The organism is Scleromatobacter humisilvae (genome assembly GCF_023231945.1).
Lineage (GTDB): Bacteria > Pseudomonadota > Gammaproteobacteria > Burkholderiales > Burkholderiaceae_C > Scleromatobacter > Scleromatobacter humisilvae.
On sequence record NZ_JAJLJH010000014.1, the window covers coordinates 77,647 to 103,480 of the forward strand.

General features: G+C 64.4%; 26 protein-coding genes. 15 read left to right on the forward strand and 11 right to left on the reverse strand.

What is annotated here, in order from left to right; all coding sequences use genetic code 11:
- The first annotated feature begins 15 nt into the window (after nt 1-15).
- Entirely contained in the window at nt 16-777 is a 762-nt protein-coding gene (locus tag LPC04_RS27210; RefSeq protein WP_275685473.1) for a carboxymuconolactone decarboxylase family protein, read from the forward strand.
- On the opposite strand, the gene LPC04_RS27215 is transcribed toward LPC04_RS27210, so the two are convergent.
- Nucleotides 778-1,665 (reverse strand): LysR family transcriptional regulator, encoded by an 888-nt coding sequence (locus LPC04_RS27215; protein WP_275685474.1) that lies wholly within the window; start codon nt 1,663-1,665, stop codon nt 778-780.
- Between the two features lie 277 nt (nt 1,666-1,942).
- Here LPC04_RS27215 and LPC04_RS27220 point away from each other — a divergent pair, with 277 nt between their 5' ends.
- Both LPC04_RS27220 and LPC04_RS27225 read left to right on the forward strand, forming a co-directional pair.
- Nucleotides 1,943-2,497 (forward strand): cytochrome b, encoded by a 555-nt coding sequence (locus LPC04_RS27220; RefSeq protein ID WP_275685475.1) that lies wholly within the window; start codon nt 1,943-1,945, stop codon nt 2,495-2,497.
- 3 nt (nt 2,498-2,500) lie between these two features.
- On the forward strand, nt 2,501-3,538 hold the full coding sequence (locus LPC04_RS27225; RefSeq protein ID WP_275685476.1) for an NAD(P)H-dependent flavin oxidoreductase: 1,038 nt from the start codon (nt 2,501-2,503) through the stop codon (nt 3,536-3,538).
- Between the two features lie 85 nt (nt 3,539-3,623).
- On the opposite strand, the gene LPC04_RS27230 is transcribed toward LPC04_RS27225, so the two are convergent.
- Nucleotides 3,624-4,532: a LysR family transcriptional regulator gene (locus tag LPC04_RS27230; protein WP_275685477.1), complete on the reverse strand. Its 909-nt coding sequence runs from the start codon at nt 4,530-4,532 to the stop codon at nt 3,624-3,626.
- 122 nt (nt 4,533-4,654) lie between these two features.
- A complete protein-coding gene (locus LPC04_RS27235) occupies nt 4,655-5,332 on the reverse strand; it encodes a type 1 glutamine amidotransferase domain-containing protein (protein WP_275685478.1) in 678 nt (225 codons plus the stop codon).
- Between the two features lie 624 nt (nt 5,333-5,956).
- Between LPC04_RS27235 and LPC04_RS27240 the strand changes: the two genes are divergently transcribed.
- Complete coding sequence (locus LPC04_RS27240; protein ID WP_275685524.1) at nt 5,957-6,172, forward strand: tautomerase family protein; 216 nt, start codon at nt 5,957-5,959, stop codon at nt 6,170-6,172.
- A 158-nt stretch (nt 6,173-6,330) separates the two neighbouring features.
- Complete coding sequence (locus LPC04_RS27245) at nt 6,331-7,344, forward strand: D-cysteine desulfhydrase family protein (protein WP_275685479.1); 1,014 nt, start codon at nt 6,331-6,333, stop codon at nt 7,342-7,344.
- 170 nt (nt 7,345-7,514) lie between these two features.
- Here the strand turns inward: LPC04_RS27245 and LPC04_RS27250 are convergent, their stop codons facing one another.
- On the reverse strand, nt 7,515-8,225 hold the full coding sequence (locus tag LPC04_RS27250; RefSeq protein WP_275685480.1) for an SDR family NAD(P)-dependent oxidoreductase: 711 nt from the start codon (nt 8,223-8,225) through the stop codon (nt 7,515-7,517).
- A 152-nt stretch (nt 8,226-8,377) separates the two neighbouring features.
- On the reverse strand, nt 8,378-9,301 hold the full coding sequence (locus LPC04_RS27255; protein ID WP_275685481.1) for a LysR family transcriptional regulator: 924 nt from the start codon (nt 9,299-9,301) through the stop codon (nt 8,378-8,380).
- A gap of 175 nt (nt 9,302-9,476) precedes the next feature.
- Between LPC04_RS27255 and LPC04_RS27260 the strand changes: the two genes are divergently transcribed.
- Nucleotides 9,477-10,139 carry a ferritin-like domain-containing protein gene (locus tag LPC04_RS27260; protein WP_275685482.1) on the forward strand — a complete coding sequence of 221 codons (663 nt, stop codon included), beginning with the start codon at nt 9,477-9,479 and terminating at the stop codon, nt 10,137-10,139.
- A gap of 12 nt (nt 10,140-10,151) precedes the next feature.
- On the forward strand, nt 10,152-11,198 hold the full coding sequence (locus LPC04_RS27265; protein ID WP_275685483.1) for a D-cysteine desulfhydrase family protein: 1,047 nt from the start codon (nt 10,152-10,154) through the stop codon (nt 11,196-11,198).
- 10 nt (nt 11,199-11,208) lie between these two features.
- Here LPC04_RS27265 and LPC04_RS27270 read toward each other — a convergent pair whose 3' ends face one another.
- Together LPC04_RS27270 and LPC04_RS27275 are read right to left on the reverse strand one after the other, a co-directional pair.
- Nucleotides 11,209-11,916 carry a response regulator transcription factor gene (locus tag LPC04_RS27270; RefSeq protein WP_275685484.1) on the reverse strand — a complete coding sequence of 236 codons (708 nt, stop codon included), beginning with the start codon at nt 11,914-11,916 and terminating at the stop codon, nt 11,209-11,211.
- Nucleotides 11,917-12,271: 355 nt separating this feature from the next.
- Nucleotides 12,272-13,234 carry a GlxA family transcriptional regulator gene (locus tag LPC04_RS27275; RefSeq protein ID WP_275685485.1) on the reverse strand — a complete coding sequence of 321 codons (963 nt, stop codon included), beginning with the start codon at nt 13,232-13,234 and terminating at the stop codon, nt 12,272-12,274.
- A 98-nt stretch (nt 13,235-13,332) separates the two neighbouring features.
- Between LPC04_RS27275 and LPC04_RS27280 the strand changes: the two genes are divergently transcribed.
- From LPC04_RS27280 to mdeB, 8 genes are all read left to right on the forward strand, one after another.
- Nucleotides 13,333-13,635, forward strand: coding sequence for a putative quinol monooxygenase (locus tag LPC04_RS27280; RefSeq protein WP_275685486.1), 303 nt, complete (start codon nt 13,333-13,335; stop codon nt 13,633-13,635).
- Between the two features lie 53 nt (nt 13,636-13,688).
- Complete coding sequence (locus LPC04_RS27285; RefSeq protein WP_275685487.1) at nt 13,689-14,153, forward strand: VOC family protein; 465 nt, start codon at nt 13,689-13,691, stop codon at nt 14,151-14,153.
- Nucleotides 14,154-14,268: 115 nt separating this feature from the next.
- The gene (locus LPC04_RS27290) at nt 14,269-15,084 is read left to right on the forward strand and encodes an N-acyl homoserine lactonase family protein (protein WP_275685488.1); all 816 of its coding nucleotides are present in this window, start codon (nt 14,269-14,271) and stop codon (nt 15,082-15,084) included.
- 182 nt (nt 15,085-15,266) lie between these two features.
- A complete protein-coding gene (locus LPC04_RS27295) occupies nt 15,267-15,881 on the forward strand; it encodes a hypothetical protein (protein WP_275685489.1) in 615 nt (204 codons plus the stop codon).
- Between the two features lie 29 nt (nt 15,882-15,910).
- A complete protein-coding gene (locus tag LPC04_RS27300; protein ID WP_275685490.1) occupies nt 15,911-16,099 on the forward strand; it encodes a hypothetical protein in 189 nt (62 codons plus the stop codon).
- Nucleotides 16,087-16,680, forward strand: a complete 594-nt coding sequence (locus tag LPC04_RS27305; RefSeq protein ID WP_275685491.1) for a cytochrome b/b6 domain-containing protein — start codon at nt 16,087-16,089, stop codon at nt 16,678-16,680. Before LPC04_RS27300 ends, LPC04_RS27305 begins: the two co-directional genes overlap by 13 nt.
- Nucleotides 16,681-16,682: 2 nt before the next feature.
- Complete coding sequence (locus LPC04_RS27310; RefSeq protein ID WP_275685492.1) at nt 16,683-17,474, forward strand: molybdopterin-dependent oxidoreductase; 792 nt, start codon at nt 16,683-16,685, stop codon at nt 17,472-17,474.
- 193 nt (nt 17,475-17,667) lie between these two features.
- A complete protein-coding gene (gene mdeB / locus LPC04_RS27315) occupies nt 17,668-20,367 on the forward strand; it encodes an alpha-ketoglutarate dehydrogenase (RefSeq protein ID WP_275685493.1) in 2,700 nt (899 codons plus the stop codon).
- A 72-nt stretch (nt 20,368-20,439) separates the two neighbouring features.
- Here the strand turns inward: mdeB and LPC04_RS27320 are convergent, their stop codons facing one another.
- From LPC04_RS27320 to LPC04_RS27335, 4 genes are read right to left on the reverse strand one after another with little or no spacing between them, the layout of a single operon-like run.
- Complete coding sequence (locus tag LPC04_RS27320; protein WP_275685494.1) at nt 20,440-21,309, reverse strand: enoyl-CoA hydratase-related protein; 870 nt, start codon at nt 21,307-21,309, stop codon at nt 20,440-20,442.
- A 33-nt stretch (nt 21,310-21,342) separates the two neighbouring features.
- On the reverse strand, nt 21,343-22,620 hold the full coding sequence (locus LPC04_RS27325) for a CaiB/BaiF CoA transferase family protein (RefSeq protein ID WP_275685495.1): 1,278 nt from the start codon (nt 22,618-22,620) through the stop codon (nt 21,343-21,345).
- Nucleotides 22,621-22,642: 22 nt separating this feature from the next.
- Nucleotides 22,643-24,313 carry a GMC family oxidoreductase gene (locus LPC04_RS27330; protein WP_275685496.1) on the reverse strand — a complete coding sequence of 557 codons (1,671 nt, stop codon included), beginning with the start codon at nt 24,311-24,313 and terminating at the stop codon, nt 22,643-22,645.
- The gene (locus LPC04_RS27335) at nt 24,310-25,809 is read right to left on the reverse strand and encodes a CoA-acylating methylmalonate-semialdehyde dehydrogenase (protein ID WP_275685497.1); all 1,500 of its coding nucleotides are present in this window, start codon (nt 25,807-25,809) and stop codon (nt 24,310-24,312) included. The genes LPC04_RS27330 and LPC04_RS27335 overlap by 4 nt, the downstream gene beginning before the upstream one ends.
- Between the last annotated feature and the right edge of the window lie 25 nt (nt 25,810-25,834).

Here is a 25,834-nt window from a genome sequence, read left to right on the forward strand (position 1 = left end):
CAATCGAGAACGAACATGACGCTCACCGCCAGGCAGCAGGAGATCAAGGACGAATTCATCCGGATCCGGAAGACATGGGCCCCTCAGTGGGAAAGCATTCTTCGAATGGACTGCGAGTACTTGAATTCGTATCTCCAGCTTTCCGCAGTCCCTTTCAAGCACAACTACCTCGAAGACAAGGTCAAGGAATTCATCTACCTCGCGATGAACGTGTCATCGACACACATGTTCGCGCCCGGCGTCTCGCTGCACCTGAAGCTGGCACTGGATTTTGGGGCGACCGGCGATGAGTTGATGGAGGTGCTGCAACTGGCGAGCAGCGTAGGTATCCATGGCGCGAACGTCGGGGGCCGCGTTCTGACCGAAGTTCTCACCGAACAAGGCGTGACCGTCAATCGGGACCAGGATGATCAGCGGTGTGCGCGATTGAAGGCAGCCTTCATGGCCTTCCAGGGACACTGGGACTTGTCATGGGACACGCTCGTGGCGTTGGATCCGGACTTCTTCGAACGCTACGTTCGGTTCGCGGAGGTGCCATGGAAGAAGGGCCCGCTGGAGCCCAAGGTCAAGGAGCTAGTCCTTTGCGCCATCGACGCCGCCGCGACCCATCTCTACGAGCCGGGCATCAAGGCTCACATGCGCAGTGCAATTCGATACGGAGCGACACAAGTCGAGATCATGGAGATGCTCGAAATCGTGAGCGTCGTCGGAATTCACGGCGCGCTGATTGGTGGCTCCATGCTGGAAGAAGCGCTCGGAGCACGAGCACGGCATTGATCAGGCGGCCGCCATCACGGGCGCGAACTGGCATCGCGCTGCCGCCTGGAATGCACGCATCGCGCTGGTCATGAAGGCATCCCGCCTCCGGATGAACAGCGTATCGACCAGCGCCTTGTCAGGGGAGAGCGTGTGGAGTCTCACTTGTCCGCTCTTGGCCGCGACCGATACGATGCCGCGCGGAAGAAGCGTCACTCCGATGCCGGCGGCGACGCACGCGACGATGGCGTCGATCGATCCGAACTCCAGCGGGGTCGCGGTCTGCATCCCCATCTCGACCAGCAGGTTCTCCAGCCGCCGTCGATACGAGCAGCCAAGCCGGAACACGATGATCTTGAGGTCGGGAATCGACTCGACGTGATCGAGGGAGCGCATGCACCGTGGCGTCACGAGAACGAGCTCCTCGCGGAAGATGGATTCGGCTTCCAGGTCGGGATGGCTGATTGGGCCGGCGACGAATGCGCCGTCCAGGCGGTACTCGGCCACGTCCGATGCGAGGCTGCAGGACGTGCCCGTGGTCAGTGACAGCTTGACCTGCGGATTGGCATCTGCAAAGTTGCGCAAGATCGGCGGCAACCGCAGCGCGGCCGTTGTCTCGAGCGTCCCCAAGCTCAACATCCCGCCTGGCGTACCGTCGTCACGTGCCGCGAGCTTCGCGTCAGACACCATCTTGGCGATCCGCGCCGCAAAGGGCAGCATTCGTTGGCCCGCCGCGGTCATGCTGACGCCATGCGCGTGCCTCTGGAATAGCGTCACGCCCACATCCCGCTCCAGCGACCGGATCCGCACCGTGACGTTGGACTGGACGGTATGCAGTTCGACTGCAGCCCGGTTCATGCTTCCGTGGCGGGCTACCGCTTCAAAGACCCGCAGGTCGACGACGTCCATGGTTTGCTCCGAGCCCGATGTCGGGCATGAAGATGCGCCATCGGCGTCATTAAGTAAAACGATTCGTCGTGATGCCAGCCATCAGTTCCAGAGAAGTTGGAGGTTCGGCATCGCCATCAGTTCAAGCGATGCAACGCATCATCATTCATCATTCGACATGATGCTTATTGACGCTTAACTTCCAATCACTCGCTTCGATCGACATGGACGCCCATGCGAGACCACCTCGCCGCAGCAAAGCGGCGGGCACCATGTCCTTCTCATACGGGAGCACGTCATGCAAGCAAGGGACAACGGCCTGGGCTTCTCGCCCATCACCATCGTCTTGCACTGGGTCGCCGCGTTCGTGGTCGTCAGCTTGGTGCTTCTCCAACTGGTGATCGTGAATGCCGACGACGCCTTGTCGCTCGTTGAATTCAAGCAGTTGAGAAACACGCTCGGCTTGCTGCTGGGACTCATGTCCTGCTACCGCTTCTGGGCGCGCCTGTCGTCGTTCCACCCGCTGCCCCTCGGCACACCCAATCCAGTGGAGTTGATCGTGAGCCGCGTCGTAGCGATTTCGCTGACGCTGGCCTGCGTCCTGCTGCCGATCGACGCCTGGCTATCGATGTCTGCGAGCGGCGAGGCGGTCGAGCTGGTTGGCGGCTACGTGCTCCCCGCGCCATTGGCCGAAGACGCGGGCGTCCGAAGGGTGCTCGACAGCCTCTTCGTCATCGGCCTTGTGCCCTTCCTTGGCGGATTGGCGCTGCATGTGTTCGGCGCCTGCAAGTCCCATTTCATCCTGAAGAACGATTCCCTGCGGCGCATGCTGGGCAAACACGTGGAGCTGTAAGTCATGTCCGCCACCGAACCTGTTGTCTTCCACAGCGCGCTGACCGAGCTCTGCGGGATCAAGTATCCGATCTTCCTGGCTGGCATGGCGGCGATCTCGGGCCCGAAGCTGGTGTCTGCGGTGTCGAACGCCGGCGGCATGGGGATCGTTGGCGGCCTGCGCGCGGCGCCCAAGTTGCTGCGTCGATGGATCACTGAGACACGAGACCAGACGGACAAGCCCTTCGGAGTCAATCTCGTGCCCCAGTTCGGCGGCCCCGATGTGTTCGAGGCCCAGTTCCAGGTGATCCTGAAGGAACGGCCGCAGCTGCTGTCGCTGTTCTACGCGGAGGCCTATCCCGAGATGATCAGTCGAGCCAAGGACGCCGGGCTGCAGGTGATGGTGCAGGTCGGCACGGTCGGACTTGCGAAGGAGGCGGTGGCTCGCGGCGCGGACATCATCGTCGCTCAGGGCAGCGAGGCCGGCGGCCACATGAATCCGGGCACGATCGCTCTGAGCGCACTCGTGCCGGCGATCCTGGAGATCGCGGGGCACCGTCCAGTGATCGCCGCGGGCGGCATCGCAAACCGGGACGACGTCCGCATCGCTTTCGCCATGGGGGCGGCAGGTGTCCTGGTCGGCACCGCGTTCGTCGCCACCCATGAGTCCAATGCGCACGACTTGTACAAGCAGAAGATCATTGACGCCACTGCGGACGACACCGAGCGTCGCGTTGGCTACTCTTTCGGCTGGACCTATGGCACACCGCATCGCGTCATCCCCAACAAGGACCGCTGGAACGCGTTGAAGTACATCGGCGGTGGCGCGCGGGTGATCGACGCGCCGCGCCTTGCGCGCAAGCTCTCGCTCTACGCCGGCCAGGGTGTGGGCAAGATCACCAGCGTCGTGTCGGCGGCGAATCGATTCGCCGAACTCGCCGCCGGCCTGCCGAACGTCGCCGCGTCCGCTGCCCAGCAGGTGGACTTCCAGATGGCACGGGCTCGCGCCATGGAGATGTTGACTGGACTCCGGCAAGCCGCGCCGGACATCGCGTCCTCATGACGGACACGATAACGACGGCAGTGGCGATCGAGTGGCTCGGTTGACGTACGACCGGCCGGCGGGACGATCAAGCAGGTACGCCTGTTCAAGCGATCGCGGCCTCCACCGGCGCGGTGGCCCGAGCCGGATCGGGGTGCAGGGCCAGATCGACCAGCGCCCGTACTGCCGCAGTCGGCACCGAATCGGCGTGCGTGATGAACACTGTCGTGATTCGCCCGAATTCCGCAGGTACGGAGTGGCAGCGCAGCAAGTCCTTGGAGGCGTACCGCTCGACGACCGAACGGGGCAGCATGGTCACGCCCATGCCCGCGGCGACGCACGACAAGATGCCGTCGAGTGTGCCGAGCTCCAGGATCTGGTTTGGGATCAGGCCGATCTGGTAGAACCAGTTCTCGAGGGTGGAACGATAGAAGCATCCCGCACGGAACACGAGCACGGTCTGCTGCGGCATCTGCCGCGTCAGCTCCCGCAGCGACCTGTATTCGCTGCTGCTGACCAGCACCAGTTCCTCCTTGAAGACGTCCTGCTGGACGACGGCCTGGTTCTGGTGATGCCCGCCGATGAATGCCCCGTCCAACCTGCGGCACTCCACCGCCTTGATGAGTTCCGAGGTCGTACCGGTGGACAACGACAACTGCACCCGGGGATACATCTTGCGGTACTTGATCAGGATGCCAGGCAACCGGATGGCTGCGGTCGTCTCCATAGAACCGAGCTTCAACGTTCCCGAGGGCGTCGTGTCATCCAGCAGCGCGTGTCTGCCTTCCTCGGTCAATTGAAGGATGCGCCTGGCGTAGCCGAGAAACGTTTCGCCTGCCGATGTCAGCAACACCCCGCTCTTCTGGCGGATGAACAGTGGGTGGCCGAGTTCCTCCTCCAACTCCTTGACCCGCATGGTCACGTTCGATTGAACCGTGTGGACGGTTCGTGCCGCTCCAGTGAAGCTGCCCTCTTCCGCGACCGCACAGAAGATCTTGAGCTGTCGCATTTCCATGGAGGCACCTCATCACGGGTGAAGATGAATGTGATGATACGGAATCATCTTCCGGGATGGAAGGCAACGCGCGGAATGCGTCTTCGCGTCTCAGTACCTTGCCTTGCCTCGACGAGAAGGCGTCACTTCAGCAGCGCGAGCAGAGCTTGCGCCGCGGCGACCGAGGACGCCGGGTTCTGCCCAGTGACCAGGCGACCGTCGGTGACGACGAAGCTTTGCCAATCGGCGGCTTTCTCGTAGTGCCCGCCCAGACGTTCGAGCTCATCCTCGACAAGGAATGGCACGATCTCAGTCAGCTGCACGGCTTGTTCTTCGCTGTTGCTGAAGCCGGTGACGCGCTTGCCCTTGACGAGGGATTCACCCTTGTACTTCACCTTGCGCAGCACCGCAGGGCCGTGGCAGACAGCCGCCACTGGCTTGTTGGCGTTGTAGAAGGATTCGATCAGGGAGATCGAGGCGCGATCCTCTGCGAGGTCCCACAGCGGGCCGTGTCCGCCAGGAAAGAAGACCGTGTCGAAGTCCTTTGCCCTCACGTCGGAGAGCCTGACAGTGTTGGCAAGAATCGCCTGCGCAGCCTTGTCGCCCTTGAAGCGCGCCATCGACTCGGTTTGACCCAACGGATCATCGCTCTTCGGATCGATGGGCGGCTGACCGCCCAGGGGAGATGCCACGGTGACCTCCACGCCTGCGTCGAGGAAGACGTAATAAGGCGCGGTGAACTCCTCGAGCCAGAACCCGGTGGGCTTGCCGGTGTTGCCGAGCGTGTCATGGGACGTGAGAACAATCAGTACTTTGCTCATGCTTTGACTTTGTATTTCAGTGGATGGAACGTGAAGCTGCCATAACGACATAAGACGATAGCTCAGGCATTCGGGTGCTATCGACAGAGTGGAGATTGCGCTGGCGGAGTCGGCACGATGAACGATAGACGGAGCAGCGCGAAGGCACCTCGGAGATTCGGGCACGGAAGACGTCGAGGACGTCCAGACTTTTCCGCTAACCGAAAGACTGTCTGCCGAACAACAGGTATTCACTTGCGGCGTTCTTCCTCCTAAATTGGCAGCTGCCAACGATGCGTTCGCTGCTGGGTCAATCCTGGAAAGGAGTGGTGCTGAGGGCTTCGAGAACGTTCACGCCACCCAAGGGAAGACATCCACGGCGCGGTGTGTCCCGAAGCAGTCCGCGGGGCGCTCAAGCACAACACGTCGGCTCCCGCTACTCTCGCTGGAGCCATGGTGTTCTCTGACGTCATTCAGATGCCGGTCGACGCGATCGCGCTCAGCATCGCCTGCGCGGTTGGGAGCTCTGTCGACGTCGACGCGATCTTCGCCTGCTCGATCGTCCAGGAGCTCCGACGCCGCTGGCTCGTTCCCAGGCAACACCCGTATCCCGCCCGCCCTCGTCCAACAACCAGAAAGTCCCCCATGCCATTCGTCAACGTCCTCATCACCCGCGACGGTGCAACCCGCGAGCAGAAGGCGCAGGTCATCGCCGAAATTACCGAGACGCTGGAGCGTGTCCTCGGCAAGAAGCCGCACCTTACCCATATCGTCATCGATGAGGTGGACACCGACAACTGGGGCTGGGCCGGCGAGACGACCACCGTCATCCGCGCGCGCAAATCAACGCAGGCCGAGTAGGTCGCCTCACGCGCGTCGTTGCCGAGGGCCAACGAGAGCCCGAAGGAGTGCGTAAGCTCTCGACCAGGCCGCCGAGGCGGCGCTCTTGAGGATGTGAACTGATTGTGCGAACCACCACGCAGTCAGCGCCACACACAAACACTTTTGGAGGACTTCTCATGCCAACGCCCGCCAAGCTCGACTTGACTGCCTTCCCCCGCCGCCAGCTCCTGGATGGCACCACTCCAATCCAGCATCTGCCAAGGCTGAGCAAAAAGCTTGGCAACGTGGACATCTTCGTGAAGCGAGACGATGTGATGGGTCTTGGCGGCGGCGGCAACAAGCTGCGCAAACTCGAGTTCCTGATTGGAGAAGCTCAAGCGGCCGGGGCCGACACGATCGTCACCGTGGGCGCCCTTCAATCAAACCACGCCCGTTTGACGGCTGCAGCCGCAGCCAAGGCCGGCCTGGCATGCGAACTCGTCCTGACCCGATCCGTACCGAGAGATGACGAGGATTTCTTGCGGAATGGCAATGTGCTGCTCGACTCGCTGCTTGGCGCCACGGTGCACCACATCGCAGACCCTGCCGACGCGCCCGCGTTCATTCAAACGCGGATAGCCGAACTTCGCGCAGCCGGGCGCGGTGTCTACATGGCGCCATTCGGAGGATCATCGGCGGCGGGATGTCTGGGTTACGCGAGCTGTGCGAGCGAGATCGTGCTGCAGTCAGAGGAGATGCAGATCGACTTCGACCGCATCGTCGTACCGAACGGCAGCGGTGGCACACAGGCCGGCCTGGTTGCAGGCCTGCTGGCCATGGGCCGCGACGCCCGGCTCGTTCAGAGCTACACGGTACTCTGGCCTGTCGAAAAGGCAAAGACCGCGACTCGCGGATTGGCGCAGGACACGCTCGCTCGCTTGTCGCCCGGACGTACGATCGCCGACGACGCCGTCGTCGTGGTCGACGGACAGATCGGGGAGGGCTACGGCCTGCCGACGGACGCGATGCGCGAAGCCGTGCGTACCGTCGCCTCGCTCGAAGGACTGTTGATCGACCCTGTCTACGGCGGAAAGGCGTTTGCCGGACTGCTCAAGGATGTTCGGGAAGGAAAGTTTCCTCAGGCCGCCAAGCTGCTTTTCGTCATGACGGGCGGCCTGCCTGGACTGTTCGCGTATCGGCGAGCGTTCTGACTGCTTCAAGCGGTCTCGGCCAAAGTCACGATCCTCGCCATCGATGGGAACGGGGTTTCGTCCATGAGCCCCTGGATCAGAATTCTCTGGGGCCTCCGCAGACGACGCAGCGATCGCATCGAAGCATGACTCCATGAACTCGTCCAGGTGGCTGCGTCAGCAAGATGCTGTCAGTGGCCAGCGGCCTGACCGCCGTCAACGTGCAAGGTCTCGCCGGTCACGAAGCCCGCTCGCTCGAGGTACATGATGCCCTCGACGATGTCCGCGATCTCCCCCATGCGGCCGACAGGGTGCAGGCTCGCCAGCGTCGCATGGGTTTCTGCGGGGTGCATGGGCGTCTTGATGATGCCTGGCGCAACGTTGTTGAAGCGGATCCCGCGCTTCGCATACTCCATCGCGAGCGACCGCGTCGCTGCATCCAGGCCGCCCTTCGTGAGCGAGGCCAGAACCGACGGCACGTTGGAGTTCGCATTGGCGATCAAGCTGGTCGTGATGTTCACGACGTGCCCGGAACTGCGCTTCTCCATGTCGGCGATGGCGAGCTGCGAGAGGTAGAAGAAGCCGGCCAGATTCGTGCTCAGAAGCGATCGAAAGTCCTGTTCGGTGTACTGCGTGAACGGCTTGGCGATGAAGATGCCGGCATTGTTGATGAGCGTGTCGATCCGGCCAAAGCGCGCGAGGCCTTGCGAGATGACGCGTTGCGCGACCTCGCGCTCGCCGACGTCGCCCGCCACGGCGAACACGCCTTCGTCCGCGGACGGCTTGATCGAACGCGAGTTGGCGACGACGAAGAAATTTCGATCGCGATACGCCTTGACGAGCGCCGCGCCGATGCCTTGTGATGCGCCGGTGATGACGGCGACTTTCTGGTTGCTGGCCATGATGATCCTTGAGTGCGTGAGTGAAGACTTGAAACGAATCGTCGGCGCTTGGTTGTGGCCGATGTCTTCAGTCTATGGACCCAAGGACGGTTAGCGAATAGCCGCAATTCGGCAGACTCTCTTTCGCTCCGCGCACGATTCGATCGCCGCGATCACGGCGATGCTTGTCCACAGAGCTGCGCGAAAGCAGGCCTCAGGAGCGGCACGGCGAAGTCGACGAACGCACGCACCTTCGGTACTGACAGCCGACCGTGCGGCGCCACGAGATGCACCGGTAGCGCCGGATATTCGTCGCCGGCAAGCAGGATCTCCAATTGGCCGCTGGCCACCTCGTGCGCCACGTGATACGAGAACAATCGTGTGACGCCACGACCCTCGACCGTCGACGCAACCGCAGCGCGGATGCTGTTGACGATCAGGCGCGGCGCCAATGAAACGGAGCGCGGCATCGCCGTCCCTGCAAGCGGAGGGAAAGTCCACGAGTCCAGGCCGAAGTGCGTCATTGCGATGACCTGATGCAGCGTCAGATCCGATGGCTTCGCGATCTTCGGATGCTGTGCCAGGTATTGCGGCGCCGCGACCACCACTCGTCTCACCTCTCCCACGCGAATGGCGACGAGCGTCGAGTCGGCGAGGTGCGCCAAGCGCAATGCAATGTCGATCCCCTCGTCGATCAAGTTGGCCGGTCGGTCGAGAAGATGCAGGCGTACGGACACGGCAGGGTACTTGTCCATGAATGCATCAAGGAGCGGTCGCACCAGGTCTTCGCCGGCGGCGACGGGAGCCGTGACTGTCAGCGTGCCGCGCGGAGCCGAGCGCTCGCTCGCCGCGCCCATGCGCGCTTCCTCCAGGTCGACGAGGATGCGCCGACAGGCCACGGCATAGCGTTCTCCAGCCTCGCTCAGCTTGAGCGATCGCGTCGTCCGATGAAGCAGTTCGACACCGACATGAGCTTCAAGGAAGGCGATCGCACGCGTCACCGCGGCCGGAGACTTGCCAAGCTTTCGCCCCGCGCCGGCGAGGCTGCCTTCATTCAACGCAGCGACGAACAGTTTCATCGCATCGATCCGATCCATGGACTTCCCTTTGGCGCAACATTGAATGGCACAGCATAGGCGCTCATCCGAAGCATCGCAGTCCAAAGGACTAGCCAGGGCGACGCCTGAACCAGGGCAGCCCGGTGACGTCACTTTGTCCTCGAATCAGCCTCCCGGCATCCGGCTCCGGTGCCCGACGGCCATGGTGCTTAGGTTGGGTTTGACGCTGGTGCCCCCGGTGGATGCGGTCGGTCAGGTGTCTGCAAACAATGGTGCAACCAGTCCTTCTCAGCATCGCATCGATATGGAATTCAACGTCCTTCCGCCGCCAGCACTTGCTTTGATTGCACAGTCGATGACCGACCTCGAGTCCGATCGACAGGCGGCCGCCGCGGACATCCCGCATCGGAGCATCGCGGTGCTCAATAGCCTGCTGGCACAGACGGCGGATCTTCGCGAGCTATACAGAAAGGCGAATCTGCAGGCGTCTGGCGCGAGTTGCTATGAGCTTCACCTGCTCTTCGACAAGCACCACAACGAGCAAGAACGGATCGCGACCTTGCTCTCGGAGCGGGTCCAGGCACTTGGAGGCGTCGCCTTCGTGCTGGTGCGCAACATGGACGAAGAAGCGCTGCAGACGGGAGTCCCGAGCGTGATCGAGACGCCCTTGGACAAGCTTCAGCGCCTGGCGGAGGCGCACGAGCGTCTCCTCGTGGAAGCACAACCGTTGGGGCGCGAAGCGGAATCGCCGAATGACCTTGGGACGCACGACATGATCCTCCGAGAGGTCGTGCGCACGAACGCGCGCCAGATCTGGTTCGTGACGCGGCTCTTGAGCCCGCCGAGCGACGACGGCGCGGCGACGAGTCTGTACTGAGGAGTCGACGCGATGCTGCCGGCCTCCCGGTTCGAGCCCCATCCCCGTGCGCGTCTGTTCGAGCGACCGACCTCCATTCAACGCATGCTCCGCGTCGAGGCCGCATTGGCGCCTGTGCTGAACGGCGCTCGCTTGTTCGTGAAACGCGACGACGTAATGGGCCTCGGCGGCGGCGGAAGCAAGCTGCGCAAGCTCGAGTTCCTGCTTGGCGAGGCCATGGCATCGGGTGCCGACACGATCATCGCCACCGGCCCTCGTCAGTCGAACAGCGTCCGCTTGGCAGCCGCGGCGGCAGCCAGCCTCGGTTTGCGCTGCGAGGTCGGCCTGCGTCCGCTGACCACCAATGACAGCATCGACTACCAGGATGGCGGCAACGCGTTCCTCGACACGCTGTTCGGAGCAACGGTCATGGCGCTACAGGATGCCGTCGCGGCTACTGCATTCGCGGAGGAACGCAGGTCTGCGCTCGACAGTGACGGTCGCCTCGGATACGTCCTCCCGCCGGGCGCAAGTTCGCCCCGCGCCAGTCTCGGCTACGCCCAGTGCGCGCTGGAGATCGCCGACCAGGAGCAGGCGATGGGACTGCAATTCGATCGTGTCGTCGTTGCCAACGGCAGCGCGGGCACCCAGGCCGGACTCGTCGCAGGCTTCACGCTGCTCCGGCGGCGCGCAATCGTCCACGGCTTCTCCGTGCTCGCCGACAAACAGGCCTCGCGCGCGAACACCCTCGCGATGGCGCGCGATTGCACTGCGCTGCTGGCGGGCGAGGAAGAAGTACGCGCGGACGACGTCATCGTGGATGACTCGCACCGCGGGCCAGGCTACGGCCACCTGACGCGGCAAGCAGTCGATGCCCTGAATTTCTTTGCCCGAAGCGAGGGGTTGCTGCTCGATCCCGTCTATTCGGCCAAGGCCTTCGCCGGATTGCTCGACCAGGCCAAGCGCCGCGAGTTCGATCGCGGGGAAAACATCCTCTTCATCATGACGGGTGGAGCGCCTGCGCTTTTCGCCTACCGTGAATCGCTGTCCGGATCGCCGGCGGCCGTCGGATCGCGATGAGCGCGCCAGTTCAACGAGCCATGCCGAACTTGATGGATCCGCGCCCGACGCGCCCCACCGTGCCGCCCTGGATTCCCAGGTGCGCCGACATGATGACCAGATCGGGCAGGGACGCGGCATTCATCTTCTGCATCAACCTGCCCCGGTGTGCCTTGACCGTGATCTCGCTGATGCCCAGCTCGCTGCCGACCTGCTTGTTCAGCAAGCCGATCACGACCAGTGCCATGACTTCGCGTTCGCGCTTGGTCAGTGACGCATATCGATCGCGCAACGACTGCATCTCCTCTTCGTGTTCCAACGAGATCCGGCTGCGCTCGAGAGCACTCGCGATGGCGCCGATGAGCACTTCGGTTCGCAGCGGCTTGGTCAGGAATTCCACCGCGCCCGCCTTCATCGCCTGCACGGTCGTCGGCACATCGCCATGCCCCGTGATGAAGATGATGGGCATGTCGGAGCGTTCGGTCGCCACTCGCTTCTGCAACTCCAGACCGTTCAAGTCCGGCATCGAGACGTCGAGGAGCAGGCAACTCGGGGCATGGACGCGCGGGCAGTCGATGAATTTCAGCGCGGACTCGAATGTCTGTGCCTGCCAGCCGGCAGAAGCGATCAACAGTTCCAACGACTCACGTACCGAGACATCGTCGTCAACAACGAAAACAACCGGCACCTCGCTCGTCGCGAGCGGTGACCCGGTTTTGGATGGAACTCGTGAAGTCATGCTCCCCCTCGGAGCGGGGCGCACGCCACTTCCTGTGTTCGCGCAAAAGTGTGTGGATCTCGGACCATGCGCCAAGTGTGCATCGATGTCAGTGCCTTGTCTTGCGGAACGCGGCGCGCACTGCGTCGAACAGGGCGCCTCGATCACGGTGTGGTTGACGAGATCGACTCGACTCGCCATTGTCGGCCAGCGCGCAGGTGAACCGTCATCTCGCCGGGAATGCTGCCCCCATCACTCCGGCGGCCTGACAAGCTGGACGCCACGTCAGGTAGCACGGGCAGCAATTACAGCAAAGACATCACCGCGAGGCCATTGGACGAAGGTGTCGCCGAGATTCTCGTGTCGGCGGCACAGCTCAAAGACCCCCACGGATCTCGCGCACGCCGCGGCCGAGCTTCCGGCGCAGCAGCGTTCTCAGGGTCACGCCTTCGGCGTAGCCGACTTCATTGGCAATCTGGTCCACACTGGCATCGCTGGTGCTGAGAAGGTGCACCGCGCGCTCGATCCGGAGGTCCTGGAAGTAGGCGAGCGGCGTCTTGCCCAGCACGCCTTCCATCCGGCGTGCCAGGGTGCGCTTGCTGGTCGCGAGCTCCTCCACGGCCTGATCGAGCGAAAACCCTTCGGCCAGGCGTCCGCGCGCCCAGCGTTCGAACTGCCGTATCAACGGATCGGCATGGGCCAGGTGGTCCGGGATCGAGTAGATCGACTGCGAAGCGCGCTCGTCCACCACCAGGTACTTCGCCGTGAGGCTGGCCAATTCCGGACTGGCGCGCCGGATCAGCGCCAATGCCAGGTCGAGGTGACTCAGTGCCGCGCCAGCGGTCAGCACGGCGTTGGATTGCACGACGAGGCGCGATTCGTCCAGTCGCACCCGCGGGTAGCGCTGCCGGAACAGCGGCGACAACCACCAGGTGGTGGTGGCCTCCTCGTCGTCGAGCAGAGACGCCTCCGCCAGGACGAAGGTGCCGATGCAGGCCGTCGCCGTCACCGCGCCGCGCTCGGCCCATTTGCGCAGCACGACACCGGCCTCGCGCACCTCGCTGCCGGCGAGCGCCTGCACCAGCGGCTCGGGCCTCATCTGCATGATTGCGGGCATCACGACCGCGTCGGGTGTGCGTGCGCGGGTCGCCGATACCACCGGCACGCTCAGGCCGTGTGCCGTGGTGACTGTCTTGCGCAGACCCACCAGCTTGGTCTCGAAGCGCAGCGAGGAGATGCCGGTCATCTCCGCCAACGCATTGGCCATGCCGAAGGCGTCGAGAACCGCCGTCAGGCCGGTATCGAACACGCCGTTGAGCGCGAGGATATGGATGCGCATGGCAATCTAGGTATCAATGTTGGCAATCTTGCCAATGTACATCAGCAACCGCTCCAGGCCTACTGTGGACTCCCCGATTCACCTGACCGGAGTCATCCATGATCAAGAACGCACTGTTTGTCCGCCTCGAAGCCAAGCCCGGCAAGGAGCAGGACGTCGCCCAGTTCCTGCAGGCCGGCCTCGGCATGGCGGAGCAGGAACCCGCCACCCCAGTGTGGTTCGCGCTGCAACTCGGGCCCTCCACATTCGGCGTCTTCGATGCGTTCGCTGACGAAGCGGGACGCCAAGCCCACCTCAATGGGGCGATCGCGCAGGCACTGGGCGCGAACGCACCCAAGTTGTTGTCCCAACCGCCGTCGATCGAACGCATCGATGTGCTCGGCGCCAAGCTGCCTTCCTGAAAGTCCGCACGAGGACTGCAAAAGTCGAACGACGTAAATCAAACAGGTACCCCATGCAAAAACAGAAGTCTGACGCTGGCGCGACGAGCGTCGCCATGAATGTCGAGGTCAGCGTCATCGCCGTGTCCGACATCGAGCGATCCAAGCAGTTCTACCAACTCCTTGGTTGGAGGCTCGACGCAGATGACGCGCCGGCAGCCGACATTCGCATCGTCCAGTTCACGCCCCCCGGCTCGGGCTGCTCGGTCAGCTTCGGCAGCGGCATCACGGGAGCAGCACCCGGTTCGGCGGTCTCGGCGCTGGTTGTCTCCAACATCGAATCGGCTCATGCCGAGCTGGTCCGTCGAGGCATCGGCGTGAGTGACATGTGGCACGGGGCGCCGTTTCCGCTGGAGGCGCGGCTCCCCGGCCCCGATCCCATGCACACGAGCTACGGATCGTTCTGCGCGTTCGCCGATCCCGATGGCAACGCGTGGCTGGTCCAGGAAGTCACGACGCGGCACCCTGGCCGCGGCTGATGCGGCTCCGCTTCGACGACATGCCTCCGAATGTCGTCGACGCCGCCAAGGCGAAGCGTGGCAAGTCGTCGCAGCACTTCCCGGAAGTTTGATTTCCTTCCCATTGGAGTTCGTCATGCAATTTTCAAAAGCCATCTTCGCTGTGTTTCTCGCGGGCGTAGTCGTGGCCTGCGCGGCGCCGACCTCGCGCAGCACGGCGGCAGACCGCCTGTACGTGATGGACTGCGGCCACAACGCGGCTCTCGACGAGTCACGCTGGACGCCGGGCATCAACGTCGGCAAGCCGATCGACCTGTCCGACAACTGCTATCTCATCCGGCACGATGGGCAGTGGCTGCTGTGGGACACGGGCTACCCCGACGCCATCGCCGACAAGCCCTTGACCTCGCCGGTCGGCACGGCCACGCGCAGCAAGACGCTCGCATCCCAGCTCGCCGAGATCGGCGTGAAGCCGGCCGACATCCAGTGGGTCGCCGTGTCGCACACGCACCCCGACCACGTGGGCAACGTCGGCATGTTCCCGAATGCAACGCTGCTGATCCAGAAGACCGAACTCGACTGGGCCTTCGCGCCCGGCAAGCCGGCGCCGTTCCAACGCGATCGCCCCATCCGCGCGATCGAGGGCGACCTGGACGTGTTCGGCGACGGCAGCGTGACGCTCCTGTCGACGCCGGGGCACACGCCGGGCCACCAGTCGCTGCTGGTGCATCTGCCGACGACGGGGTGGATCGTGCTGAGCGGCGATGCCGTTCACTTCCGCGACAACTGGGAGCAACGCCGTGTTCCGTCGGTCAATGCCAACGCGGAACAGACGCAGGCCTCCATGCAACGTCTCGCGCAAGTCCTGGCCGACAAGCACGCTGAACTCTGGATCAACCACGACGAGTCGCAAAGTCTCTCGCAGAAGCATTCGCCGGCGTTCTATGACTGAGCGGTGCAGGGTGTCTCGAACACCTTCCGGCGCGATGACAAGACCTCGCAACCAAACGGCGTGAACCGCCTGCGCCCCGGCAGCGCACAAATCCTGCCGTCGGAGACTGGCCTCCGGCAACCATGGTGTCGGCCAGCGGCTGGCGCCTCGCTCAGATTTTGTTCACATAAATGGAGTAACTCATGTCGATTCAACACAAGCTAGGCATCCTTTTCGCCGCGGTCGCATTCTCGAGCGCGTCCTTCTCGCAGGGCGCAGACGTCAAGCCCGAGCGCATTCGCGGCGATGTCGTGTCGTTCAGCGGCGAGACGCTGGTCGTGCACCGGAAGAGCGGCGACAACGCGAAGATCAATGTGAAGGCGGATGTCGGTGTGTCGGCGTTCAAGCCTGCCAAGCTCGCCGACGCCAAGGTCGGGACGTACGTCGGGACGCCCGCGATCACGGGCAGCGACGGCAAGCAGGTCGCAACCGCGTTGATCGTCTTTCCCGAGGCCGCGCGCGGCACGGCCGAGGGCCACTTTCCCTACGACTTCGGGCCTGCCAGCACGATGACGAATGCGAACGTGGACGCGGTGGTCACCGGCACCAAGGGCCGTGAACTGAGCATGTCGTTCAAGGGCGGAACCACCTCGGTGATCGTGCCGGAAAACGTGCCCGTCGTGACGCCGGTTCCGGCGAGCCGAGCGGATCTGGTGCCGGGCAAGAAGGTGTTCCTCGTGGTGACGCCGGGTGCCGGTGGCGTCTACGACGCGCACGTGCTGTTCGTCGAGAAGGACGGCATGGTTCCGGCGTTCTGACGGGCGATGCCGCTCCAATGGAGTTGCTCATGGCCCTGATCAACTCCATTGGCGGCAAGCGGAATTGGAAGCGGTCCCGACGAGGTGTCGGCTTGAGGATCGCAGACGATGGCGACGGCGGCGACGGGCCGCTTGTTGCCTGTGACGTTGCGATCCTCCTTTTTCATCCGTTCAATTTGAAAGCATCGCCGGTCGCGAGGTCGTCATGCGCCCTGTAACGATTCAACCCGCCTGGCTCCGCATCACGCACTGGATCAACGCGATCGCCGTCGTCCTGATGGTGATGAGCGGCTGGCAGGTCTACGACGCCTCGCCGATCTTTCGTGCCGTGCATTTCCCCCCCGCCATCACACTGGGTCGGTGGCTCGGTGGCGCCCTGCTGTGGCACTTCGCGATCATGTGGGTGCTGATCGCGAATTTCATCGTCTACCTGGGACTGAACCTGGCGTCCGGGCGCCTGCGTCGGAAGTTGCTGCCGATCAGCTTCAAGTCGCTGGCGGTGGATCTGGTCGCCGCGCTGCGCGGCAGGCTCGGGCACGACGACCTCGCACACTACAACGCCGTACAGAAGTTCGCCTACCTCGTCGTCATCGCCGACATCATGCTCGTGATCCTGTCGGGACTGGCGGTCTGGAAGTCGGTGCAGTTCCCGCTGATTCGCACGCTGATGGGCGGCTACGACAACGCGCGCATCGTGCACTTCTGCGCAATGAGCGTGCTGGTCGCGTTCTTCGTCGTGCACGTCGTCATGGTCGCACTGGTGCCGCGGTCGCTCCTTCTGATGATTCGTGGACGATAGCCATGCCTATTCGCAACAGATCCCAGCGGCCCAATGCGTTTCTTTCGTCTCACGCGGATTCCATCATCAAGGATGCGCGCAACGAATTGAGGAGCCCGGCTCGCCGGCTGCTCGGCAAGAAGATTCTCACGGTCGGCGGCCTCGCGATGCTGTCGGGGTGCGACTTGTCCAATGACAAGTCCGTCGACACCATGCTGCGCAAGATGTCGTTCTTCAACGACCACGTGCAAGGCCTGCTGTTCGATCCGAACGAGATGGCGCCGACGTATCCCGAGTCGATGATCACGAAGCCATTCCCGTTCAACGCGTTCTACGACATCGACGACGTGCCCGACGTGGACGCCGCCAGCTTCCGGCTTCAGGTGGGCGGCCTCGCGAAGGGCAAGCGTGCCTGGGCTCTCGAGGAACTGCGGGCATTGCCACAGGAAAGCCAGATCACGCGCCATATCTGCATCGAAGGATGGAGCGCGATCGGCCGATGGGGTGGCGTGCGCTTCTCCAGTTTCCTGCGGCAATCGGGCGCCGACCTCACGGCGAAGTACGTGGCGCTGCACTGCGCGGACAAGTATTGGACCAGCATCGACATGCCCACTGCATTGCATGCGCAGACGCTGCTGACGCTGACCTACGACGGCCAGGTGCTTCCGCCGAAGTACGGATTCCCGATGAAGCTACGCATGCCCACCAAGCTCGGCTACAAGAACGCGAAGCACATCGTCGCGATCACCGTGACGAACGAATACCCGGGCGGCTACTGGGAGAACCAAGGCTACAACTGGTTCGGTGGCTCCTGAAGCCAGCGTCGCACCGAGCTGCACGGACGAGGCGAAGCCTCCGTTTCCTGTCGGCGCCATGACGAAGGATTGCTCGTTCGTTCGAGTAGCCCTTCGGCGCGCGCCCCGACATCGAAGCCTGTAGGCTTTCATCGCTGCGCTCGCATCCCGTGGGGTCGTGCACCGGCAACACGGCGACTCCTCAGGAAGCACCATGAGCGATTCCTCTTTCCAGAACCACATGACGCACGCGGAGACCGACAGCGACCCGCTGGAGACCGCGGAGTGGCGCGCTTCGCTGCGCTCCCTGGCCGCGTCCGCCGGCCCGCGGCGCGTGCGGGAGATCCTCGACATGCTCGTCGCCGAAGCCAGCGGCCCCGGCATTGGCTGGCAGCCCGCGCGCGGCACGCCCTACGTCAACACCATCTCGCCCGACCAACAACCGCCCTTCCCGGGCGACCTGGCGATCGAGGAGCGCCTCGCGTCGCTGATGCGCTGGAATGCGCTGGCGATGGTCGCGCGTGCGAACAAGGCCTACGGCGAACTCGGCGGCCATATCGCCAGCTACGCGAGCGCCGCCGACCTGTTCGAGGTCGGCTACAACCACTTCTTCCGCGGCGGCGATCCCGGCGACGGCGACCTCGTCTTCTTCCAGCCGCACTCGGCGCCAGGCGTGTACGCGCGGGCATTTCTGGAAGGCCGCCTCGACGAGCACGACCTCGCGCACTACCGGCAGGAGATCACGGCCAAGCGCGATGGCACGCGTGGCCTGTCGAGCTATCCGCATCCATGGTTGATGCCCGAGTTCTGGCAGTTCCCGACCGGCTCGATGGGGCTGGGGCCGATCAGCTCGATCTACCACGCACGCTTCATGCGCTACCTGGAGCATCGCAACCTGCTGGATACCTCGCGGCGCAGGGTGTGGGGCGTGTTCGGCGACGGCGAGATGGACGAGCCAGAGAGCATGAGCGCGCTGACGTTGGCCGCGCGCGAGCGGCTCGACAACCTGATCTGGGTCGTGAACTGCAACCTGCAGCGCCTCGACGGCCCGGTGCGCGGCAACGGACGCATCATCGACGAGCTCGAGGCGCTGTTCTCCGGTGCGGGCTGGCGCGTCATCAAGCTGGTGTGGGGCTCCGACTGGGATCGGCTCTTCGCGCAGGACGTGCACGGAGCGCTCGCGCGAGCGTTCTCGCGCACGGTCGATGGCCAGTTCCAGACCTTCGCGGCGAAGGATGGCCGCTACAACCGCGAGCACTTCTTCGGCCAGGATCCGCAGCTCGCACAGCTCGTGCAGGGTCTCACCGACGAGCAGATCGACCGCCTCAAGCGCGGCGGCCACGACATCGCGAAGATCCATGCCGCCTACGACGCCGCCGTCCATACGCAAGGGCAGCCGACGGTCATCCTCGCGCAGACAAAGAAGGGCTATGGCATGGGTGCGGCGGGACAAGGTCGCATGACGACGCACCAGCAGAAGAAGCTGGAGCGCGACGACCTGATCGCGTTCCGGGATCGCTTCGCGCTGCCGCTGAGCGACGAACAGGCGGCCGGGCTCGAGTTCTTCCGACCCGAGGCCGACAGTGCGGAGATTCGCTACCTCCATGCCCGGCGCGAGGCGCTCGGCGGCCCGATGCCGAAGCGCGCGTCGGCCGCGCCTTCGCTGGCGGTGCCATCGCGCAACCAGTACGCATCGTTCGCCACGCAGGCCGACGGCAAGGAGATGAGCACGACGATGGCTTTCGTGCGCATGCTGACGTCACTGCTGAAAGATCCGCAGCTCGGCCCGCGCATCGTGCCCATCGTCGCCGACGAGGCGCGCACGTTCGGCATGGCCAACCTGTTCAAGCAGGTGGGCATCTACGCGTTCTCCGGGCAGACCTACGAACCCGAGGATATCGGCTCGGTGCTGAGCTACCGCGAGGCGACCGACGGCCAGATCCTCGAGGAGGGCATCAGCGAGGCGGGCGCGATCAGCAGCTGGACGGCGGCCGCGACCAGCTACTCCGTGCACGGCCAGGCCATGCTGCCCTTCTACATCTACTACTCGATGTTCGGCTTCCAGCGCATCGGTGACCTGATCTGGGCCGCGGCCGACCAACGTGCCCGCGGTTTCCTGCTGGGTGCGACCGCCGGCCGCACGACGCTGGGCGGCGAAGGCCTGCAGCACCAGGACGGCTCCAGCCTCCTGCAGGCCTCGACCGTGCCCAATTGCCGCGCCTACGACCCGTGCTTCGCCAGCGAGTTCGCGGTCATCCTCGATCACGGCATGCGGCAGATGCTCGAACGCCAGGAAGACGTCTTCTACTACGTCACGCTGATGAACGAAAACTACGCGCAGCCGTCGTTGCCCGACGATGTGGAGGAGGACATCGTCAAGGGACTGTACCGGTTCGCGACGCACGCGCTTGGGTCGTCCAAGGCACAGGTCCGCCTCGTCGGCAGCGGCACCATCCTGCGCGAGGTGCTGGCCGCGGCACAGCTGCTTGCCGACGACTGGGGCGTGCCCTCCGAGGTCTGGAGCGCGACCAGTTTCTCCGAGCTGGCCCGCGACGCACGCGACTGCGAGCGCTGGAACCGCCTGCATCCGACCGAGCCACGGCGTATCAGCCACGTGGCCGGATGCCTGCACGGCACGGATCCGGTCGTCGCGGCGAGCGACTACGTGCGCGCCTGGCCTCAGCTGGTCAGCAGCTACGTTCGAGCGCCGTTCGTCGCGCTCGGCACGGACGGCTTCGGCCGCAGCGACACGCGGTCGGCGCTGCGGCGCTTCTTCGAGGTCGACCGGCACCACATCGTGCTGGCAGCCCTGTCGGCATTGCGTGAGCAGGGGCGCGTCGACGCAGCACTCTGCGCGCAGGCCATCGTGCGCTATGGGATCGAGGTCGACACGCCGGCGTCCTGGTACGCCTGACGTCTATTCCGCGGCACTTCCCGCGGGTGGGCCGGCTGCAAGACTTGGCCGACGCAGCCGCGGACCGCGATGTCACCGATGCCGGAACACCGGAGCGCGCTTCGCCAGGAACGCGTGCATGCCTTCCTTCTGGCCTTCCGTGGCGAACGCGGACTGGAACAGGCGGCGTTCGTGCAGGACGCCCTCGGTCAGCGAGACCTCCTGCGCGCGATTCACCGCTTCCTTGGCCATGCGCACCGCCGGCGCGTTGTAGCCTGCGATCGTGTGCGCCGCCTCCAGGGCTGTCTGCAGCAGTTCCACGCCAGGCACCACGCGCGCGACAAGGCCGCTGGCCTTGGCCTCCGCCGCGCCCAGTGTGCGGCCGGTGAGGATGAGATCCATCGCGAGCGCCTTGCCCACCGCGCGCGTCAGGCGCTGCGAGCCGCCGACGCCCGGCAGGATGCCCAGCTTGATCTCGGGCAGGCCGAATTGAGCGTCCTCGGAGGCGAGGATGAAGTCGCACAGCAGGGCCAGCTCGCATCCCCCGCCCAGCGCATAGCCGTTGACCGCCGCGATGATGGGCTTCGCGATCGTGCGGACCTCGTCCCACGGCGCGAATGGATCCTTGCCCTGCAGGTCGACCAGCGATTGCTCCGCCAGCTCGGCGATGTCCGCGCCAGCCGCGAACGCCCTCGGGCTGCCGGCGATGACGATGGCGCCCACGTTGTCGTCGGCGTCGAACGACTTGAGCGCGCTCAGCACCTCCATGGCCATCCGCGCATTCAGCGCATTGAGGCTCTTCGGACGATTGAGCGTGATGAGCCCCACGCGTTCGCGGCGCTCGACGAGGATGGTTTCGAAGCGCCTGTTGGTGAGCGCGGCCGGCTTGCTCGCGCCGGCGGCGTCTTCTGTGCGGGCCGGAGTCGGCGGCGGGTTGCTGGAGTCGGTCGAGGCAGTGGTCATGGAGGTGTCTCTGGTTGGATCGGTCGCTGGCGTTCAGGGGGTCGCGGGCACCGCCGGCCCGCCCAGGGTCGAGGGGGCGGTCGGCGTGTCCTCGGATTCGGCGGCTGCGTAATCGCCTGTGCCGGCCATCAACTCGGCCAGGATGGCCTCGCGGTGCTCGTTGAGCGCCGGGGACTTGATGGGTACGCGCGGATCGCTCTCGACGAAAGCACCGAGCTTGATCGGGTTGCCCGCCGTGCGAACCGCACGCCCGGCCTCGCCCTCGACCTGCACGATCATGTTGCGCGCCCGCAGCTGGGGATGGGTGAACAGCTTGTCGATCGTATTGATGGGCGCACAGGGAACGCCGGCGACGTTGAGCAGATCGATCCAATGCGCCATCGGCGCGGTGCTCACGATGGTCTCGATGGCCTTGACCAGCTCGGATCGATGGCGGCAACGGAGATCGTTGCTGAGGAAGCGCGTGTCGAGCGCGAGCTCGGGCGAGCCGAGCGCCTCGGCCAGCAGCATGAACAGCTGGTCGTTGCCGGCGGCGATCACGAAACGGCCATCACTGGCAGCAAAGGTTTCGAACGGCGCCAGCGAAGGATGGCTGTCGCCCGTGCGGGTCGGAACCTCTCCTTCCACATCGAACCGGGCGAGTGCCGTCTCCATCAGCGCGGCCTGGCAATCGAGCATGCCGATGTCGACGCGCGAGCCTTGCGCGTCTCCCGTTCGCTTGTAGAGCGATGCAATGATGCCGACCGCGGCGAAGAGCGCCGCGCCCAGGTCGCCGAAGCTCGTCCCGACACGTGCCGGTGGCGAATCCGGCCAACCGGTCAGACTCATGATGCCGCCCATGGCCTGCACCACCATGTCGTAGCCGGGCAGGTCGCTATAGGGACCGGTGTGGCCGAACCCCGAAATGGACGCATAGACGAGGTGCGGGTGCGTGCGCGCCAGGTGCTCGGCGCCATAGCCCAGTCGTTCCATCACGCCGGGCCGGAAGTTCTCGACCACCACATCCGCCTTGGCGAACATGCGCTCGAGGAGTTCGCGATCGCGCGGGCTCTTGATGTCGAGGGCGATGCTCTCCTTGCCGCGGTTGAAGCACATGAAGTAGGCCGATTCCTTCACCCCCTCATGGTCGACGAGCGGGCCCCAGACGCGAGTGTCGTCGCCCGTGCCGAGCTTTTCGATCTTGATGACGCGGGCCCCCAGGTCGGCCAGGATCATCGTGCAATAGGGACCAGCCAGCACGCGGGAAAAGTCCAGCACCGTGATGCCGTCCAGCGGCCCGCGCTTGGGCCGCAGTTCCGGGGTCGTGGTCATCGTCGAACTTCTCCTTGTTGTCTCAAATGCCCGCGGCGATCCAGCGTGCGGCCTTCTCGGCGATCATCAAGGTCGGACTGTTCGTGTTGCCGCTCGTGATCGTCGGCATGACACTCGCATCGACGACCCGCAGGCCTCTGATGCCGTGGACGCGCAAGTGGCTGTCGACCACGGCATCGGGGTCGCTGGCCAGACCCATGCGTGCGGTGCCCACAGGATGGAAGATCGTGGTGCCGATATCGCCGGCCAGGCGCGCGAGCTCGTCATCGGTCTGGAACTGGGTGCCGGGCTTGTATTCGAAGAGCTGGTAGCGCGAGAGCGCGGCCTGACTCGCGATATGTCGTGTCATTCGCAATGAATCGGCGGCAACGCGGCGATCTTCGTCGGTGCTCAGATAGTTCGGCTGAATCACCGGCGGATCCTCCGGCCGGGAACTGCGGATCTGCACCGTTCCGCGACTGGTCGGGTTGATGTTGCAAACGCTCGCGGTGATCGCCGGAAAGGCGTGCAGAGGTTGACCGAACGCCTCCAGGCTCAGGGGCTGCACGTGGTACTGGATGTTGGCGTGAGGACGCGACGGATCGCTGCGAGCGAAGATGCCCAGCTGAGAGGGCGCCATGCTCATCGGACCATTGCGCCTGAAGGCGTATTCGAGCGCGATCCTGGCCTTGCCCCACAGACTTGCCACTTGAGTATTCAAGGTCTGGACGCCGGCGACCTTGTACACCGACCGAATCTGCAAATGGTCCTGCAGGTTGGCGCCGACGCCGCGCAGATGATGCGTCGTGGGAACGCCGCGCCGCTGCAGCAGTTCCCGTGGCCCGACGCCCGAGAGCTGGAGTAGCTGAGGAGAGCCGATGGCGCCTGCGCTGAGAACGACCTCGCGCGCGGCCCGAACCGTCACCCGCTGCCCGTCGCGAATGATCACCGCCCCGGTGCAGACGCCTTGGCCGTCCGCATTGCGCTCGATGAGCAGTCGCTGGACGCTCGCGCCTGTCCACACCGTCAGGTTGCTTCGCTGCTTGCGAATGGGATGCAGGAAGGCCTTCGACGTGTTCCAGCGCCAGCCTTTGCGCTGGTTCACTTCGAAGTAGCTGACGCCGAAGTTGTCACCCCCGTTGAAATCGTCCGTTGCGGGAATGCCGGCTTCCTGCGCCGCCTTTGAGAAGGCGTCCAGGATGTCCCAGCGCAAGCGTTGCTTGTCCACCCGCCACTCGCCCCCGGAACCATGCAGTGAGGCGAACGCCGACGAGTCGGTGTCCGAATTCATGCGCTTGCCGGCGTCCAGCCGGTAGTGATCCTCGTGCTCCCGGAAGTCCGCCAGGCAATGCTCCCAGTTCCATTCGGAGGTGCCGGTCAGTTCAGCCCAGTGCTCGTAGTCGCGCCGTTGCCCGCGCATGTAGATCATGCCGTTGATGCTCGAGCTCCCACCCAGCGTCCTGCCGCGCGGGTACAGCAAGCTTCGCCCATTGAGGCCCGGTGCGGCCTCGGTGCGAAACCGCCAGTCCGTGCGTGGGTTGTCGATGCAGTACAGGTAGCCCACCGGGATGTGGATCCAGACATAGTTGTCCGGCCCGCCGGCTTCCAGCAACAGGACACTCCGGCCCTTGTCCGCGCTCAGTCGATTCGCCAGCAGGCAGCCGGCGGTGCCGGCGCCGACGATGACGTAGTCGAACGTCAGCGCGTCGCTCATTTCGCCACCGGCATCGAGAACTCCGCGCCTTTCTCGACGCTCGCGGGCCAACGCTGCATCACGCTCTTCTGCTTGGTGTAGAACCGGACCCCTTCTTCTCCGTAGGCGTACATGTCACCAAACAGGCTCTTCTTCCATCCGCCGAACCCGTGCCACGCCATCGGGATGGGAATCGACAGGTTGATGCCCACCATGCCGACCTGAACGCGGCGTGCGAACTCGCGTGCCACATTGCCGTCCTGCGTGTAGCAACTCACGCCGTTGCCGAACTCGTGCGTGTTGATGAGGCGCATGGCTTCGTCGAAGTTCGATACGCGGACACACACGAGTACCGGCCCGAAGATCTCTTCCTTGTAGATCCTCATGTCCGGCGTGACGTGGTCGAACAGCGTTCCGCCCAGGAAGAAGCCGCCTTCGGAGCCCGCGACGCGATGCGATCGCCCGTCGACGACCAGCGACGCGCCTTCTTCGACCCCGGCATCGATATAGCCGACGATGCGTTGGCGTGCCGCTTCGGTCACGATCGGTCCCATTTCGCTCGCCTCGTCACGTCCGTCGCCGATTCGCAGCTCGCGAGTGCGCTTGGCGAGCAACGGCATCACGCGATCGGCGGCACTGCCCACCAGCACGGCGACAGAGATGGCCATACAACGTTCGCCCGCGGAGCCGTAGGCAGCACCGATCAGGCCGTCCACGGCCTTCTCGATGTCCGCATCCGGCATCACCACAAGGTGGTTCTTTGCGCCGCCCAGGGCCTGCACCCGCTTGCCGTGCCGCGCTCCGGTTTCGTAGATGTGGTTGGCGACAGGCGTGCTGCCGACAAACGAGACCGCCCTGACGTCGCGGTGTTCAAGCAGCGCGTCGACGGCTTCCTTGTCTCCCTGAATGACGTTGAAGACGCCATCGGGAAACCCGGCTTCGCGGATGAGATCAGCGGCCAGCAAGCTGGCCGTGGGATCGATGGGACTGGGCTTGAGGACGAAGGTATTGCCGCAAGCCAGTGCCACGGGGTACATCCACGCGGGCACCATGACGGGGAAATTGAACGGAGTAATGCCTGCCACGACGCCGAGAGGCTGGCGGAGCGTCCAGTTGTCGATCCCTCTGGACACCTGATCGGTGAAGTCGCCCTTGAGCAATTGAGGGATGCCGCACGCGAACTCCACGACTTCGATGCCGCGCTCGACTTCGGCCAGCGCATCCGAAAACACCTTGCCGTGTTCGGCGGTGATGGTGCGCGCAAGTTCGTCCTTGTGCTGGTTCATCAGACCGAGGAACCGATTCATCAGACGCGCGCGCCGGATCGGCGGTGTGTCCGCCCACACGGGAAACGCAGCGCTGGCCGCGGCCACGGCAGCGTGTACGTCGGCGGCGTTCGACAAGCCGACCTGGCCTGTGCGTTCGCCCGCAGCGGGTCGGTACACGTCCGAGGTTCTCGTGCTGGAGCTGGCGATCCGACGCCCTCCGATGTAGTTGTCGATGCGGATTGGTGTCATGGGGTGCTCCAGATTGGCAAGGGAA